The organism is Dactylosporangium sp. NPDC050688 (assembly GCF_040654515.1).
GTDB lineage: Bacteria > Actinomycetota > Actinomycetes > Mycobacteriales > Micromonosporaceae > Dactylosporangium.
This window is the reverse complement of sequence record NZ_JBFAIC010000055.1, coordinates 13,414-28,969: the sequence shown is the minus strand read 5'-3', so window position 1 is coordinate 28,969 and position 15,556 is coordinate 13,414. Positions and strand designations below refer to the sequence as shown.

Below are 15,556 nucleotides of genomic sequence, written 5' to 3'. Positions count from 1 at the left end.
CGCCGGTCCGGCCAAGTGAACTACGCTGCATCCAAAGCCGGACTGGTCGACGTAGCGCGATCCATGGCACGGGAGTTCGGCAACCGAACATCAATGCCTGCAGCCGGTGCTGTGCAACGGCACCGTCGCAGTGGCGGCGCTCGACCAGGCGCTGCCGGCCGACCTGGTCACCGTCTCGGTGAACGACCGGCCACCGAGCCGGCTGCTGTTCGCCTGGCGGGCCGACCCGGCCACGCCGCTGGTCCGCTCGTTCGTCCGGATCGCCACCGGTCGTCCGGGACTTCGTCCAGTCGGGCAAGCCGGTCGCTTCCATCTGCCACGGCCCGTGGAACTTCGTCGAGGCCGACGTCGCGCGGGGTCGCCGGCTGACCTCGTGGCCGAGCGTGCGCACCGACCTGCGCAACGCCGGGGCGGAGGTGGTCGACGAGCAGGTCGTCACCGACGGCAACATCACCACCAGCCGGTCGCCCGACGACCTGCCCGCCTTCTGCGAGCGCATCGTGCAAGCGTTCGCCAAATCCCCGGCGTCCGCCGGCGCTGCAGGCCGGGCGTAAGCTCGTCGAGCGTCCGCGACCACGACGCCTGCAGCGGCATACCCGGCGATGCATCTACCGGTCGCGCCGCTGCTCTCGCATCTCCGATCGTGAGCGGGTCAGGACAAGGCAAACGCCTCACAGGCGGTAGCGATCGACGTCCAGGCGCAGCACATCATTCACGATCAACGGCGGCGGCGACGGCTGGCAGCCGGGCCGCGTCGAGGGAGAAGAAGATGCCGGTGCGGCCGTCCGGTCCACGCACATAGGTGCGGAGGTTCGTCTCGGCGAACCTGGACAGCCACGGCATCGCCGGCGTGTACGGCGCACGGACGCCGTCCATGAGGAAGGGCAGCAGGCCGACCCAGCCGATACCGTCGAAGGTGTGCACGGTCAGGCCCGGCGGGAGGCTGCGCTGGAGCACCTCGGCCGGGTAGCGCCAGTGGATGAACGTCATCCACCGTCACCGCTGGATCATCGCGGCGGTGGCCACCCGCGGCGGTTGCGGCGCCTGCATCGCTTCTGCGTCACCTTCGCGTCGTGCCGGGGTCAGGTCCGGGCCCGCTGCGCCGTCGAGCGGGTAAGCGGGCCGACGTCGGCGTGCCGGCCGGTGCGCATCGCGGCGTGGCGCTGGCCGGGGCCCAGGCCGTCGCGGGCGGCGAGGGCGTCGGCGACCACGCCGGTGGTGAAGCCGTACACGGTCTTGTGCAGCACGTCGACGGCCAGCTCCTGGCGGGGCCACGTCTGCGGCGGGGCACCCACTCCGGTGGCGTTCTCCAGGATCTGGTCGCTGCTGAGCCGCACCACTGTGAACATGCCCGACGCGACCGGACCCCTCAGCCCCGCCTGGGCCATGACGCTGCGCAGCACCCCCACCAGGGCGCCCTGCCCGAAATGCATCGCCAGGTTCAGCCACCGCGGCTGGTCTGCCGGCTGCTCGGGCAGACCCGTCAGGCGGGCCAGCACCCGGGCCGGCACATGCGAGTCCGGCCGCCGGGTGAGCCGCTGCTCGACCTTCTCCGCCATGGTCATCACCGCAGCGCCGGCCAGACCGGCCACCAGACCTTGCCACACCGCACGCTTCAGCATATGGGCGCCCATACCCGGGTCTGCCGTTGCTACACGTAGCGCCCGGGCGGCTGGGTCATCCAGCTGACCATCTCCCGAGCGGGTGACGCCAGGTCGGTTATGTGCACGCCGAACCCGCTCCGGCGACGATGGCCGGTATAACTGGCACCGTCCGTCCGGGACGTCGGTGCGCTGGTGCTCTGTCGCATGCCTGCTGGACCGATCGGGCGATCACGACCGCTGCGGTACGCGCACCTTAAAATCCGGTGCGGTCACGATGACCGCCATGAGACGCAGCGGGCCTGCCGCTGAACAGCTGATCGGCGCGCTGATCCCCCGCCCACTCCCCCGATCCAGGCCGATACCGCCACCATTGCCGATCCTGCCGCCCACCACGCAGCAGCCGTGGCCTGCGCCGTCAAACTCGATGTGGCCAGACTCGACCAGGCAGGACGGTGCTCGGCCCGCATTCTGCCGCATCGGCTGGGCTGAGCCCCGAACACCGACTCGGTATCGACGTCGCCGATGGCGCGATCCTGCTCCGGCGCCATCCGGTCGGACGACCGCTGGTGGACGCCCGCGGCGCACTCACCCTCCCCGCGGCGGCAAGGCATCTGTGCGGCATCTCCGGCAGTGACCTGATCGTGTTGGCCGCCGGCATCAGCCGTAACCGCCTGACTGTCTACCCAGCGGCGATGGTCGCCCGCATCCTCGCCGCGCACCACTCGCAGCTCGCGGACGGGCCGCCGTGATGGCTGAGCCAGACCGCGTCGCGGCGGCGTGGCGGAATGGCGGCGCTCTCCGAGCTCGGGGGCACCCTCACCGACCTGCAGCGCGACACCCGACCACGTCGGCCCGCCTTCCACGAGTACCTGCCGAACGTCGTCGCGGCGGCCGATCAGCCTGGGCCTGCGGACCTGCCTGAGCCGTAGGCTGGTGCCGTAGGTGCAGACACATCCGTTTCGAGTGGAGGCCCAGGGTGGACCTGTCCGTGACGACCCGACCGGGCCGCGGCTGTTTGATCGTGCAGGCGGGCGGGGATCTGGACCTGGCCACTGCTGCGGACGTGCGCCAGCACCTGCAGCAAGCCGTTGATGATGGTATGCGTGTCGTGGTGCTGGACCTTGCGGGTGTGCGGCTCATCGACTCGACCGCGCTGGGCATGATCGTGTGGCTGTACAAGCAGCTGCTGGACCGCGACGGCCGGGTCTACGTCGCCGCGCCCCGCCCCATGGTGCGCAGCCTGCTCAGCCTGACGTCGGTGGATCGGCTGATCCGAGTCTGCGAAGACGTGCAGGCGGCCGAGGCTGATCTGGCGGCCGAGGCGTGACCACTGCAGCCAGCGGGCCGATTAGCTGGGCCGGGCTGCGCTGGTGGGGGCCTGGTCGGCGCCCGCGCTGGTATGCCGTGCCCGCCCGTGATCGTTGTACCAGTCGATGATCAGCAGCGTGGCGTCGTCGGCCAGGACCGGGCCGGCCACCCGCAGGACCGCGTCGGCCAGAGCGCGGGTCGCTTCCCGCGGGTGCAGATCGGCGACGCGAAGCAGCTCGGCGTTCAGGTCGAGCTGCGCCGCGCCGCGTTCCCGCATCCCGTCGGTCACGATCACCAGCCGATCCCCGGCCTGCAGCGTCACGTCCCCAGTCTGAAAGGTGGCGTCGGGCACCATCCCCAGCGGGAAACTGCGCGGAAGGTCCAGAGGCTCGACCTGGCCGTCCAGCGGCAGCACGGTGGCGACCTCGTCACCGCCCCGGCGATCCCCCGGCGCGTCCGCGGCCGTCCCGCGCGGCGCGTGGGTGAGCCGGACCAACGCCCGCCCGCCCAGATCGGCGATGAGGAACGACACTGACCGGGCGTCGAGGGACTTGGCCAGCTCACGCATGATCGCCTCGATCGCGTCGACCGGCGCCGCGTCCTCGACTGCGCCGAGCATCGCGGCCATCATCGACGTCCCGCTGAGGTCGATCCCCGCAGCATACGGCGACGCAGTGCGGCTGACCGATCGGTCGCGCTCCTGCCGCCGCCGAGCGTAGGGACGGCAGCATCCCCGGGCGCCACGGTGGGAGATGCGCCGTTGGCCGGCTACGCGTACCGGTCGAACTCCCAGCACAAGCCTGGCCGCGCCCTCGCCGAGCGTGGGATCGTCGCCGAGCAGTCCGGCCTGCACGATGCGGGGGTAACGGGCGGCAGGCCGGCAGAAGGACCGGGACGGGCGCCCGGCCGCCGGCTCAGGCTGGCCGGGCTGGTGCTGTCAGGTGAGGCGTTGGCGTTCTGCGTTGATCCGCAAGGCTTCCTCGAGCTGGTCTTCGAGGACGATGATCCGGCACGCTGCCTCCACGGCGGTGCCCTGCTCGACCATCTCCCGGGCGCGGGCAGCGAGGCGCAGCTGGTAGCGGGAGTAGCGACGATGCCCGCCGGCCGAGCGTTGCGGTGTGATGAGTTTCAGCTCGTCGAGGCGGCGCAGGAAGTCCTGCGACGTGCCGACAATCTCCGCGGCCCGGCCCATCGTGTAGGCCGGATAGTCCTCGTCACCGAACATGTCATCGGGTTGGGCCATGGCGCCTCCGTGTCGAGGGCCCCGGCGCAATGCGCCGGGGCCCAAGGGTTATGGGTCATACACCATCTACCGACACGAACGCCGGCTTGTCGTATCCGCCTCGAACGCCACAGACAGCGCCGAGAGCGAGGATCGCATAATCGTGACCGGAGACCACCTCTCGTTCGATGGAACCAACGGTGTCCGCCCAGCTCAACTGCGGCCGGTGCGGGCGATCCAACGGTGCCGAACCCTCCCTTTCCTCTGCTTCAACTCCTGGTGTTGCTGTCTTTCGAGCCCGCTGGTACGGCAGGGATCGACACACCTTCGCGACCCCACCAGCGGTGAACTGCTTCACGGGCGATGCCACCAACACAATCCCTGGCTCACCCTCCTGCAACCCGAACATCGAACGTTCAGGCCTACTACTTCGTACTACCAAATCCTGAGCGAACCCTGATGTTCCAGGCTCAGCTCGCCGCCCAACTGCCGGGGCGACTCGTCAGCGTCTCTCGTGCTGTCTGCTCTCAACTCCAGAAAAGTTAGCCGATTCCAGTGAGCATGTCTAGGTTCCCCGGCACAGATTTTCTGGTTCACCCGACCGAATCCCTCGACTGACTGAACCTGCCCAGACCGCCGGGCGCCGCGCCGGAACGACATCCCCGGGGCTGCGCCGCTTTGACGACCCCGCCGATGTGCCCGGCTCGTCGGATGCGCTGACATGGCCCACGGCGATGCGGGTCGATCATCGATGGCCGAGTTGCACCAGTTTGTGGATAATCGGGCCGCCAGCAACGCTCGGCGTCGAAGATACGAAAGGGTAGGACCGACGATGACTTTCTCGGCTGAGGTGCAGCCGCAGCTCGACGATCAGATCGTCATCGTGCTCCGCGGCGAGCTGCAGCAGACCACCGCCGCGAAGTTCCGCCAGGTCATCACCGACGTGCTCGCCACATGCCCCGCCCAACTGGTGATCGACCTCAACCTGATCACGTTCCTGGACTCCTCCGGCCTCGGCGCACTGGTCAGCGCCCGGCACGCCTGCGACGAAACCGGATGCCGGGTCGCCGTGTCGGGCCTCAACCCCGCCGTACGCCGAACGCTGCACACCACCGGCCTCACCGACTATCTCAACGCGCACGAAACGCCCTAACCAAGGCACCGCCGTGAGTTTTACTCCCGCCCGGCGCATGCGCGACGAGAGTGCAGCCGAATGTCACCCGCAGCCGGTTGTCAGGATTGTCGGCGAAGTCCTGCTCGGTGCCACAGCGCAGCAGGGCGTACGCGAAGGCGACATCGTCGCCGGCGGTGACGTCCAGCGACTCGATCTCGAACGAGGCACCGCGGGCCTGCCACCGGAAGAACGGCGGCCAGGTCTTACAATATGCGTCGAGGCCACGTACGCCCTGATGCGGTGGCGGCACGTCGAACATCACGATGTTCTCGGCGTGGTAGGCAAGGACTGCGGTCAGGTCGCCGCCGTGGACCGCCTCGGTCCAGCGCTCGATCAGGGCACGGATCTGTTCCTCGCTGGTGGGCGTGGTCGGCTCCGTTCGTGCGGGCTGATGCGTCCGTCAGGACTACAACCCGGGCCGGCCGGCAAACTCATCGCGTGCCTACGAACAATTCGTGGTCAGCTGCGCCGGCAGGCCGAAGGTCGCGAAGTCAGCGTCGAGAAACGAGACCACCTCGGCCATCTGCCGGCCGCGGAGCGCTACCAGGTCCAGGCCGGCCGGCGCGTACACGCCCCGCTCGTCGCTCCACAGGTATGTGCCGAACGCGAGCTGTCCGTTCGCCCGCGCCGGCAGGAAGCGCCACCGATGCCGCGATACGGCGTCGGCCAGGAACCCGCGGATCTCGTCGTGGCCTCCGTACCAGACCCTCAACGGAGGCATCGAGTACCGTGCATCTTCGGTCAACATCGCCACAATGGCGTCGACGTCACCGACCTCCCACGCGCTCATGTACCGCTTGGCCAACTCCCGCTGCGCGGCCTCGCCCAGCGCGTCGAGAGTCTGGTGCTGGCTGGTGTCCGGCAGCAGGCCGGCAAGGACCTTGTGGGCCTGCTGCAATGCACCGTTGACCGCGGGGACCGTAGTGTCCAGCAGGTCGGCGGCCTCGCTGGCGGCGTAACCGAGGACATCACGCAGCAGCAGGACAGCTCGTTGCCGAGCGGACAGCTGCTGCACGGCGGCGACGAACGCCAACTCCACGCTCTCCCGCGCGACGACGCAGGCCTCCGGACCCAGCTGCGCCGTCCAACTCATCAGCCGATCCGGGTACGGCTCCAGCCAGTGCGCCTCCGCCAGCGGAACGCCGCCCGGGCTCAGGTCGGTGGGCAACTCACGCCGCCCCCGACGCTCGATAGTCGTCAGCGACCGGTTCGTCGCGATCTTGTACAGCCACGGCCGGATCGAACCGTGGTCCTCAAACCGGTCCAGACTTCGCCACGCCCGATCCAAGGTCTCCTGAACCGCGTCCTCCGCGTCGTGAACCGACCCGAGCATCCGGTAGCAGTGCGCGCGGAGCTCGTCCCGCAACGGCCCGACCAAACGGCCGAAGGCATCACCATCACCCGCCCGCGCCGCCACCAACAACTGCACCGCCTAGGACTCGCCAACCCGATACGAACGACTCCCAGGAGCTCCGGCACGGCCCACCACCGTCACGCTACAACGACACCACCGACGCGCCCAGCGACGGCTGAAGCTCAGACATTCGCCCGCCCACCTCGCCGCTGCCACCATGATCGGATGCACTGTATTCGACAGATGAGTGCATCTGCGCCGCTTCATCTGATGCACTACAGATCTTTAAAGGTGGGGTTCGATCGGCGTCGTTGCGCGATGCCGGTCGATGTGTGGGTATGTCGATGGGATGTGCGGTTGCGTCGATCCGTACGCCGAACCCGCCGCTGATCATGAAAATACGCCGACACGCCGACCGGCACCTACTGGTGCGAGTCCCTCGACCGCCACGCCGTCGAAGCCAGCGAGCCGAGCATCAAGCCATCTCGGAGTGGCCAATCGAGTGGTTGGACGCACCCTGGCCGCGATCAGCACGTCAGGCACGACGCTGGCGACGTAGCGTTGCAGGCGAGAGGCCCACTGGCTTCCACTATGGCTACATCGGAGAGGTGCTGCACAGGAGAGGAGGGGTGATGACGACGTTCGACAGGGTAAGGGCGTCCGCCAAGCGTGGCGTGACGCGCGGCCGGGAGCGAATCGACTTCGTACGGGCCCAGCGGCGGCGCAACGAGCTGCTGCGGGAGCTTGGTGAGGCGTACTACGCCGAGCACGCCGGAACGGCAACGCATGAGGCCGTGTCCGGCAAGCTTGCTGCCTTGGACACCCACGCGGAGGAGATGCGCAAATTGTCGGGTCGACCGGACCTGACCCGGCAGGCAAGGGACATCATGCACCCGGGCACCGAGTGCGTCGGCGAGAACGACAGCATCGCGACCGCCGCGCAGAAAATGCGCGACCTCGGTGTCGGCTCGCTGCCGATCTGCGGCGCGGACGACCGGTTGCATGGCATCATCACCGACCGCGACATCGCCGTGAGGTGCATCGCGGAAGGCGGCGACCCCCGCGAGGTGACGGCGCGTGATCTCGCCCAGGAGAGGTTGTACTGGGTCGAAGCCACGGCCGACGTCAGCGAGGTGCTGCAGGTGATGGAGAACCACCAGGTCAAGCGGTTGCCGGTGATCGAGAACCGGCGCCTGGTCGGCATCATCAGCGAGTCGGACCTGGCCCGCAACCTCGACGATCACCGGCTCGCCGAGTTCGTCGAGCGGGTCTACGCGACGTCGTAACCGCGGAGTAACCCACCTGCGGCCGTGGCATGTCGGTCGTCGACAGGTTCGGTGGTGGCCGGGCCGCGCCCCGGCCCGGCCACGTCCCTCCGGGCCACGAGGCCGCGGACAGCAGTGCCGGAAGCCTCCAGGTCGTGCGCAGCACGACAGCTGAGTCCCCCGCGACATTCCGCTGTCCTACTGGAGTAGCCCTGATGTCGCTACTCTGCGTATACATACTCTGCGTATACTCGGAATAGTGATCGTGGACCTGTCGCACGAGATCGCCGCCGGGGTACTCACCCGCTCGTTCGAGATCGAGTCGCTGGGCCTGCTCGGCAATACTGGCACCTACCTCGACGCGCCGTACCACTATCACGTCGACCGGGCCGACCTCGCACACCTGCCACTCGAACGGCTGGTCAACGTATCGATCACGATCGTGCGCGCCTACGGCCGAACCTCAGTGACCGCAGCCGACCTCGGCAACCCCGACCGGCTGTGGGGACGCGCTGTCCTGGTGCACACCGGCTGGGCCCATCACTGGGCCACATCCCGTTACCTCGACTTGGACTGCCCGCACCTGGCCGCTGACGCCGCCGACAAACTCGTTGACGCCAATGCCGCGCTCGTCGGCATCGACTCGCTCAACATCGACGACCCGGCCGACCCGAAACGGCCCGCCCACCAGCGGCTGCTCGGCGCCGACATCCCGATCATCGAACACCTGACCAACCTCGAATCAGTACCCGACACCGGGGCCTACCTGACCGCTCTCCCTGCGCCGGTACGCGCGATGGCGTCGTTCCCCGTGCGCGCCGTCGCGGTCTACAACGGCTAGGGTGCGGGGTTTCCACCCGGACGGAGCGAGGCGCTACACGACGCTGCGGCGCAGCGAAGCGCACCGCGCACACCGCGTTATAGTGGCTGTTGGGACCCCGACGCGCACGGATGGTGGCGATATGCCATGGGTCCATTACTCATAACGGTGCTGCTCCTGGCGATAGCCGGGTTTGCGGCCAGCGTCCGGATCGTCCGGCAGTTCGAGCGTGGTCTGATCTTCCGGCTCGGCCGTCTGCAGGACGAGACGCGCGGGCCCGGCCTGGTCCTGATCGTGCCCGGGGTGGACCGGCTGCAGAAGGTCAACCTGCAGATCGTCACCATGCCGGTACCGGCACAGGACGGCATCACCCGGGACAACGTGACCGTCAAAGTCGACGCGGTGGTGTACTTCCGGGTCTTCGACCCGATCCGCGCCGCCATCAACGTGCAGGACTACATGTTCGCGGTCCTCCAGGTGGCACAGACGTCGTTGCGCTCGATCATCGGCAAGAGCGACCTCGACCAGCTCCTGACCAACCGCGAACGACTCAACCAGGGCCTCGAGGTCATGATCGACAACCCGGCAATCGAATGGGGCATCCACATCGACCGCGTGGAAATCAAGGATGTCTCGCTGCCGGAGTCGATGAAACGCTCGATGTCCCGGCAAGCTGAGGCGGAGCGCGAACGGCGCGCGCGGATCATCACCGCGGATGGTGAGCTGCAGGCGTCGCACAAGCTCGCCGACGCCGCGGCCGCGATGGCGCTGACACCGACCGCGCTGCAACTGCGGCTGTTGGAGACGGTGGTCGAGGTGGCGGCCGAGAAGAACTCGACGCTGGTCCTGCCGTTCCCAGTCGAATTGCTGCGCTTTCTGGACAAGCCGGAGTCGGCGCGAGCGCCGGCCCCCGGCATCAAAGACGGAGCACGCCAGCAAGTTGTCCGGCTCCACGCCGCACGTCAGCCTGCGCGGCAGCGGAAACTGGCAACCCGAGTCTCGACGCCGCGCACAGCGCAGGCACGTAGAGCGGTAGGGAACGGCTCGACTCGGCGATCGTGAACACGAAGATGACCCCGATGAGGCCCAGCAGCGGCGCGCCGTTCGGCCCGGTGCCGGCCATCGGCAGGAACAACAGCAATGCCATTCGGGCTCGCCGCGGTAGCGCTCGGCGGCGGCGCTGCCGCACCGCCTCAGGCCGCGGCCGTGCGGTATGAGGTGAAGTCGGCCAGTCGGCGGATCCGGAACCCGAGCTGCTGTAGAGGCGGATGGCGTTGGTGTTGCTCGCCGCCGCGAGGAGGGCAACCCCCGCCGCAACTGCCCACGTCCGCTGGGACGGTCGCAACCGACACTTCCTGCACACGACATGACCGATCACACGCCATCGCACTCCCCCAACCTCCGCGCCTACCTCGCCGGCCCGGAACTCGCGGCCGTGTGGTCCACCGCCCGCGCCCGGCTGGAGCGCAACGGTCTCCGCATCACCGGCTCGATCAGCGTCGACCTCGACGACGCCGCAGCGGACCGCCTTTCCGGCCTGCTCAGCCGACCGCTGCAACCCGGTCAGGGGCGACCCGTCAAGCTCGCCGACCTCGATGAGGCACTCCGCCACTCCGCCGCCCAGCTAGGCCTCGTTTCGGCGCTGCAGATCATTCACGGCCAGCCGGTGGCCGACCGCGGCGCGGAACGCCGGGAGTTGCAGACACAGTGGAACGAAGTATGGCTGCGGCTCGACGCCGCGCTGGCCGGTGCCGGACTGGCCGACGCCGCATGGGTGCCCGCCTGGATCGCAGGCCTGCAGCGCACCGGCGTCCTCACTCGAGCCGGGATCGACGCCGCAGAACGTGCACTGGACCACGCAGTCACCGCCCTTGCGATCCTGCTTCTGCCCGGCGACCGGCCGCCGATCGAACTCGCGGCCCTGGCGAGCAGGGTCACCGGTGACGCTCACGGGCTCGACGACACGACGCTCGTATCGCTGGTACTGCTGCGCGCCGCCGCGCAGGCACACGACCGTCCGGTTCCCGAAACCGCGGCCCAGCGGCGGGACCTCTGGCAGATCCGTGGCGTCGCCACTGACACGATCTCCGGAACGGTCCTCGCATGGCGGCTCCGGCCGCCAGGCCCGGACAGATGGCCGAGCATGATGCGGGACCGGGCCGACCTGGGCCTCATCACCCATATCACCCTGCACGAACTCGACCGCGCGGGCGCCGTGTCCTATGCCAGACCCGGCCAGATCGTCTTCGTCTGCGAAAACCCGCAGGTGCTGCAGGCCGCCGGGCATGCAGGCGTCGACGCACCACTGGTGTGCTTGTCTGGTAACCCCGCCACCGTCGGCACTCGGCTTGTGCAAGCGCTGATTTCCGCGAAGCATCCGGTCCTATACCACGGAGACTTCGACTGGCCCGGCATCGCCGTCGCCGGCCGCATCATCAATCTCGGCGCGTCTGCTTGGCGCATGTCGGCCGCCGATTACCGAGCAGCGGCGGCCGCCCGGACCACGTCGACGACCACGCAATTGCCCTTGCCGGAAAGCCCGTGCCTACAACGTGGGACCCCGATCTCGGTGTCGCCATGCAGGCTCGCGGACTGGCCGTCCATGAGGAAGCCGTGCTCGCTGAACTCCTCATGGACCTCACCGGCGTTCACGAGACCACAGCCAGTTCTTGACGGGCTCTGATCAATCCCCGAAACAGCGGTTCTCCCCGGAAAAACGGGACTCGACAGGCAACGCGCACGAAGCGCGGGCAAACGGGGCGAGCTTCCCCTTCCCCGCCAGCGATCCTCCGACCGAAAGCCAACCCGGTCAAGCCAGGCTTTGGCACCCGATCCCCAGCAGGAAATCAGCCGCCGCCGACTCGTCGTGGCTCCTGACCGTTGGGCGGCCGCCCAACCGGCGGTGTTGCCGTGACGCCGCCGTGGACAAGATCACCGGCCGACACTGCCTGCCGTTGCGCCGCGCGGACGAATGGGAGCTCTGTCCAGTCGGCGACCACCGACATGCATGTTTGATCGACCCGCGTCGTCCGAACGGGTCGGTTCTTGCTGCAGCTGTTGATGTAGCAAAGGGAAGCTCTATAATTTGGCATGCCTGATGCGCGGGCCAATGATATCGGCCTCATCCGGAACACGTTCCTAGAGGGCCTTGCCCACGTCCTCGCCCATGATCTCAGGTTCAAGGGCGTCCTCGGCATGGAGATCGGCGGCTCGGTTGGGCGGGGCGAAGCGGACCCACTTTCGGACATCGACCTGTTCATGTATGTAACGGCTATCGAGTTCGATACATATTGCGGCGGTTTTGCCTTCGAATTATTGGAGTGCGCAGGGCCCGTGCGGCGGCGGCGTGGGCCGTCGTTTGCGCCACTCATCGGTTGGGGCTATACCGTCGACTATGGGGAGATCGGACTTGTGCAGCTGTTTGTCCGCTCCGACGCTGCACTCCGGCCGTCATACCTCCAGCGGCAAGGAAGGATCCTGTTCGAGCGTGACGGGCGGCTCGCGAGCACGCTGGCGGCGGCGAAAGCCGAGGCGTTGCCGAGCAGGAGCATCGCCGCTGCCGCGCTGTCCGAAATCTACTTCAGGTTGTTCAACGTGACGAAGGAACTCGCCCGCGGCCACACCTGGCAGGCGCGCAAGTACCACCGGGAGATTCAGGAGCAGTTGCTGGTCCTGGCCAGGCTGGCATCGGCGAAGGAGCCTGCGGGAAGCTACTTCCGGCACTCGGGTCGGGCCATGGAGCAGGAGTTGCCGCACGAGTGGCGCCGCGCGATCGAGGAACTGGACCGACAGAGCACGGATCAGATGGGAGAGCCGGTCGTCCGGGCCACCGTCGCACTCGCCGCCCGCCTGCAGGACGCGCTTGCGTCGCAGATCGACGCACCCGTCGACTGGTCGGCCCTCGAGGAGCGGATACTTCATCGCCTCGCGACGCGCCTCGGACCGTCATGACGCCCCCAGTCGAGCACCGATGAATCCCGATGGCACGCTGCGGGGGCGTCTGCGCGAGCAGCAGCGGCGGCGATTTGTCGGGCGAGCGGCCGAAACCGACGCGTTCATTCAGCATGCCATCCGTGCCAGACCACCCACGTTTCACGTGTTCTCATACGCCGGGGTCGGTGGTATCGGGAAGACCGCACTGCTCACAGAGCTGGCGAATCTTGCGAAGCTCAACTCACCCAACGTTGCGGTGGCTACCCTGGAGACCGCACACTCGGCCTTCGATCTCATGAGTGTCTGGCGCAGCCAGCTCAATTCGGATCCCAAGGTGTTCCGGACCTTCGACAAGGAGCTGCGGCGGTATTCGGCGGTCGCGTCGAAACTGCACGCGGCTGCCGGCTCGGCCGCGAATGGTGCCTACAAGGCCCTGGAGAACAGCGGGATCGTCGGCGCATTCATCGCCGGGACCATCGGTGAGGAGCGTCTTCGCGGTTACCTCTCGCAATTCCTCAACGGCCGGGAGTCGAACGCCTATCTCGAGGGGCCGGCGCTGCTTACCTCGGCGTTCATCGCGGGCGTCAACAAGCTGTCGAGGAGCGGCCGCTTGTTCCTGATGATCGACTACTACGAGGGAGCGACCGCAGAGGTCGATGACTGGGTGCGGCGGTGCCTCGAATCGGACCTGTCGACAGAGACGGTGCTCGTCCTCGCCGGGCGGGAGCGCCCCGAGCGGATGAACTCCGGCTGGTCGGCGTTCCGCCCGTTCACCCTCGTCCATGAACTGAAGCCGTTCACAGAGCAGGAACAGGACGAATACCTCGATCGCCTCGCGGTACAGCAACCTTCGCTCCGCGCCGATCTGAAGGCATTCACCGGCGGGCTGCCGTGGGCGTTGGCATTGAGCGTGGAAGGCATCGACGTCGGCGGCACAGATCCTGTACGGCCGCAGGACTTTCACGAGGTCCGCTCGATGGTCGTAAACCGGTTCCTGAGTCAACTTGAGCAGCAGGGCCGCTTGCGGGAAGTGGTGGAGGCGTGCTGCATCCTGGAGGCATTCGACCTGGACGCGCTGGCCGCCTTACTCGACGCCTCGGCGGTCGATGAACTGGAGCAGCTGTCGCGGTATTCGTTCGTTGTCCGTCGCGACGACGGCCGGTGGGTGATCAAGGAGGTCGTTCGCGAAGCTGTCATCGAGATTCTGCGGCAACGCTCACCGCTGCAACTGCTCGAACTGCGCCGCCGGGCAGCGTGGCACTACCAGCAGTTGGTGGACGGGACACAGTTGTTCTCTGTGCAATGGCAGGATCGCTTCGTGGAGTGGATCCGGCATACGATCCGTTACGACGTCGAGCGCGCCGTAGACATTCTCGTGCAGGCCGTGAGCCGGGTGCCGGCGCAGGTCTGGCGGATCCCGAGCGCCGGCGCGTTCAGCCTGATCACCGCACATCCCGAAGCCAGCCAGGATCCACGAATCCGTTACCTGGACGGCGAAAGCGCCCGGGCCGCCGGGAATCTCGCTATTGCACGAGAGCGTTTCAGGTCGATCGCCGCCGACCCCGGCGCCGCCGACACCCTGCAGATCTCGGCGCTTGCGAGCCTCATCGAGATCATGCACCAGATCGGTGATGTCGGTGCGGCACTGGCATCTGCCAGCGACGGTTACCAGCGAGCAACCACGGCCGCCCTGACCGACCATGCCACGATGTTTGCGGCGCGGCTGGCGGAGATGCACGGTGTCCTCGGCGACCAGCGTACGTCCGATCACTACTGCGCGATCGCCATGGATGGGCTGCCCTCGATCACGGATCACCTGGTTGCCGGCCAGGCCGCGCTCGTGCTCTGCTACATGCTGGCGTTCGCGGGACGGCACTCGGATGCGAGTGCGGTCATCGAAGTCGCCATTCGTCGATGGCGTGCGGTGGGCTACGACTTCGGGGTGGCGCAGGCCGAGTCATGCGCGGCCTGGCACGGCTGGCTCACCGGCCGGATCGCTGCGGGGCTCGCCGCTGGCAACCGTGCCTACCGCTACTTCGAAAGCATCAACGACCATTACTACGCCGGTCTCGCCTCCCTGAACCTCGGAGAGCTGTACCGTCAGGCTGGCTCCGCAGCGGAGTCTCTCGACTGGCTTGATCGCGCCCGAGTACTGCTGTCGGCGAATGACGGGTTCGTCTATCTTGCCATCACGCTCTACCGGCTGGGCCGGGTCAACCTCGCGCTCGGACAAGATCAGCAGGCCGTCGCATGGCTCGAGGAAGCGGTCGCGTTGGAGCGGGATCGGGTCCATGAGCCGTATTCGCTCGGCATGGCCCTGCTGTATCTGGCGGAGGGCTACCACCGCGTCGGATCCGCGCGTGCCGGGGCGGTGCTGAGCGAAGCCGTCCAAGTGCTAATCGGCGCTCAGAACAGGCACGGCAGGGTGCTGGCGAAACTGGTTGGCGCCACGCTCGGAGCCGAGATCGGCGCCGAGCGCAATCCGGAACCGCTGATTCACGAAGCGCTTGCCGCGGCCTCCGCAGCGGGCTTCCACGACCTCGAGTCAAGCGCCCATCTCGCCTTGGCGCGAATGGCTGCCGGAACGGACGACGAGGCGACTGGTAGTCATCTCGGGCTCGCATTGGCGGCGGCGGCGAAGTTCAGCCCGTACCTTGGCGACGCGACATTGCGATCGTGCCAAGATGTTCTGAGCGCCCTTCCCAACGGTCGCCGCGAAGAGGTGGCCAGACGAATGGCGCAAGTGTTCGCCAGCGCGCCGCATGCCGTGTCCGTCGACCGGCTCCGCCGCGCCGAGGAAGCTGCACTGCTCAACACCGCCCCTCTCATCGATCAGATGGTGACCGTCATCTAGCCAGCCATAACAAGGAGGTATC

The 15,556-nt window shown here is 67.7% G+C and carries 15 protein-coding genes and 4 pseudogenes; 12 read left to right on the top strand and 7 right to left on the bottom strand.

Annotated elements, in window-relative coordinates:
- Window positions 1–6: 6 nt before the first annotated feature.
- Window positions 7–87: pseudogene (locus tag AB0H83_RS37390) on the top strand (beta-ketoacyl-ACP reductase); the annotation flags it as partial.
- Window positions 88–90: 3 nt separating this feature from the next.
- Here the strand turns inward: AB0H83_RS37390 and AB0H83_RS37385 are convergent.
- Window positions 91–267: a hypothetical protein gene (locus AB0H83_RS37385; RefSeq protein ID WP_360103650.1), complete on the bottom strand. Its 177-nt coding sequence runs from the start codon at window positions 265–267 to the stop codon at window positions 91–93.
- Between the two features lie 5 nt (window positions 268–272).
- Here AB0H83_RS37385 and AB0H83_RS37380 point away from each other — a divergent pair.
- Window positions 273–554 (top strand): annotated as a pseudogene (locus AB0H83_RS37380) (DJ-1/PfpI family protein); the annotation flags it as partial.
- 154 nt (window positions 555–708) lie between these two features.
- Here the strand turns inward: AB0H83_RS37380 and AB0H83_RS37375 are convergent.
- Window positions 709–990 (bottom strand): DUF2071 domain-containing protein, encoded by a 282-nt coding sequence (locus AB0H83_RS37375; protein ID WP_360103540.1) that lies wholly within the window; start codon window positions 988–990, stop codon window positions 709–711.
- Window positions 991–1,082: 92 nt separating this feature from the next.
- Window positions 1,083–1,622 (bottom strand): hypothetical protein, encoded by a 540-nt coding sequence (locus AB0H83_RS37370; protein ID WP_360103538.1) that lies wholly within the window; start codon window positions 1,620–1,622, stop codon window positions 1,083–1,085.
- 434 nt (window positions 1,623–2,056) lie between these two features.
- Between AB0H83_RS37370 and AB0H83_RS37365 the strand changes: the two genes are divergently transcribed.
- Together AB0H83_RS37365 and AB0H83_RS37360 are read left to right on the top strand one after the other, a co-directional pair.
- Entirely contained in the window at window positions 2,057–2,353 is a 297-nt protein-coding gene (locus AB0H83_RS37365; RefSeq protein ID WP_360103536.1) for a hypothetical protein, read from the top strand.
- A gap of 227 nt (window positions 2,354–2,580) precedes the next feature.
- Window positions 2,581–2,931, top strand: coding sequence for an STAS domain-containing protein (locus tag AB0H83_RS37360; RefSeq protein WP_360103534.1), 351 nt, complete (start codon window positions 2,581–2,583; stop codon window positions 2,929–2,931).
- Between the two features lie 21 nt (window positions 2,932–2,952).
- Here the strand turns inward: AB0H83_RS37360 and AB0H83_RS37355 are convergent, their stop codons facing one another.
- Together AB0H83_RS37355 and AB0H83_RS37350 are read right to left on the bottom strand one after the other, a co-directional pair.
- Window positions 2,953–3,765 (bottom strand): SpoIIE family protein phosphatase, encoded by an 813-nt coding sequence (locus AB0H83_RS37355; RefSeq protein WP_360103532.1) that lies wholly within the window; start codon window positions 3,763–3,765, stop codon window positions 2,953–2,955.
- 84 nt (window positions 3,766–3,849) lie between these two features.
- Window positions 3,850–4,155 carry a MerR family transcriptional regulator gene (locus tag AB0H83_RS37350; RefSeq protein WP_360103530.1) on the bottom strand — a complete coding sequence of 102 codons (306 nt, stop codon included), beginning with the start codon at window positions 4,153–4,155 and terminating at the stop codon, window positions 3,850–3,852.
- Window positions 4,156–4,966: 811 nt separating this feature from the next.
- Between AB0H83_RS37350 and AB0H83_RS37345 the strand changes: the two genes are divergently transcribed.
- The gene (locus AB0H83_RS37345; RefSeq protein WP_360103528.1) at window positions 4,967–5,287 is read left to right on the top strand and encodes an STAS domain-containing protein; all 321 of its coding nucleotides are present in this window, start codon (window positions 4,967–4,969) and stop codon (window positions 5,285–5,287) included.
- A gap of 55 nt (window positions 5,288–5,342) precedes the next feature.
- Here AB0H83_RS37345 and AB0H83_RS37340 read toward each other — a convergent pair.
- Both AB0H83_RS37340 and AB0H83_RS37335 read right to left on the bottom strand, forming a co-directional pair.
- A pseudogene (locus AB0H83_RS37340) lies at window positions 5,343–5,654 on the bottom strand (nuclear transport factor 2 family protein); the annotation flags it as partial.
- 96 nt (window positions 5,655–5,750) lie between these two features.
- Entirely contained in the window at window positions 5,751–6,725 is a 975-nt protein-coding gene (locus AB0H83_RS37335; RefSeq protein ID WP_360103526.1) for a sigma-70 family RNA polymerase sigma factor, read from the bottom strand.
- A 569-nt stretch (window positions 6,726–7,294) separates the two neighbouring features.
- Between AB0H83_RS37335 and AB0H83_RS37330 the strand changes: the two genes are divergently transcribed.
- The 7 genes and pseudogenes from AB0H83_RS37330 (at window position 7,295) to AB0H83_RS37300 (ending at window position 15,534) form a co-directional block, all read left to right on the top strand.
- Entirely contained in the window at window positions 7,295–7,948 is a 654-nt protein-coding gene (locus AB0H83_RS37330; protein WP_360103524.1) for a CBS domain-containing protein, read from the top strand.
- 238 nt (window positions 7,949–8,186) lie between these two features.
- Window positions 8,187–8,768, top strand: coding sequence for a cyclase family protein (locus AB0H83_RS37325; RefSeq protein ID WP_360103522.1), 582 nt, complete (start codon window positions 8,187–8,189; stop codon window positions 8,766–8,768).
- A gap of 126 nt (window positions 8,769–8,894) precedes the next feature.
- Window positions 8,895–9,809, top strand: coding sequence for an SPFH domain-containing protein (locus AB0H83_RS37320; protein ID WP_360103520.1), 915 nt, complete (start codon window positions 8,895–8,897; stop codon window positions 9,807–9,809).
- A gap of 304 nt (window positions 9,810–10,113) precedes the next feature.
- Window positions 10,114–11,265: pseudogene (locus AB0H83_RS37315) on the top strand (TIGR02679 domain-containing protein); the annotation flags it as partial.
- A gap of 59 nt (window positions 11,266–11,324) precedes the next feature.
- On the top strand, window positions 11,325–11,420 hold the full coding sequence (locus AB0H83_RS37310; RefSeq protein ID WP_360103642.1) for a hypothetical protein: 96 nt from the start codon (window positions 11,325–11,327) through the stop codon (window positions 11,418–11,420).
- Between the two features lie 417 nt (window positions 11,421–11,837).
- Window positions 11,838–12,698, top strand: a complete 861-nt coding sequence (locus tag AB0H83_RS37305) for a nucleotidyltransferase domain-containing protein (protein WP_360103518.1) — start codon at window positions 11,838–11,840, stop codon at window positions 12,696–12,698.
- Window positions 12,699–12,717: 19 nt separating this feature from the next.
- Window positions 12,718–15,534 carry a tetratricopeptide repeat protein gene (locus AB0H83_RS37300; protein ID WP_360103516.1) on the top strand — a complete coding sequence of 939 codons (2,817 nt, stop codon included), beginning with the start codon at window positions 12,718–12,720 and terminating at the stop codon, window positions 15,532–15,534.
- Window positions 15,535–15,556: the final 22 nt, after the last annotated feature.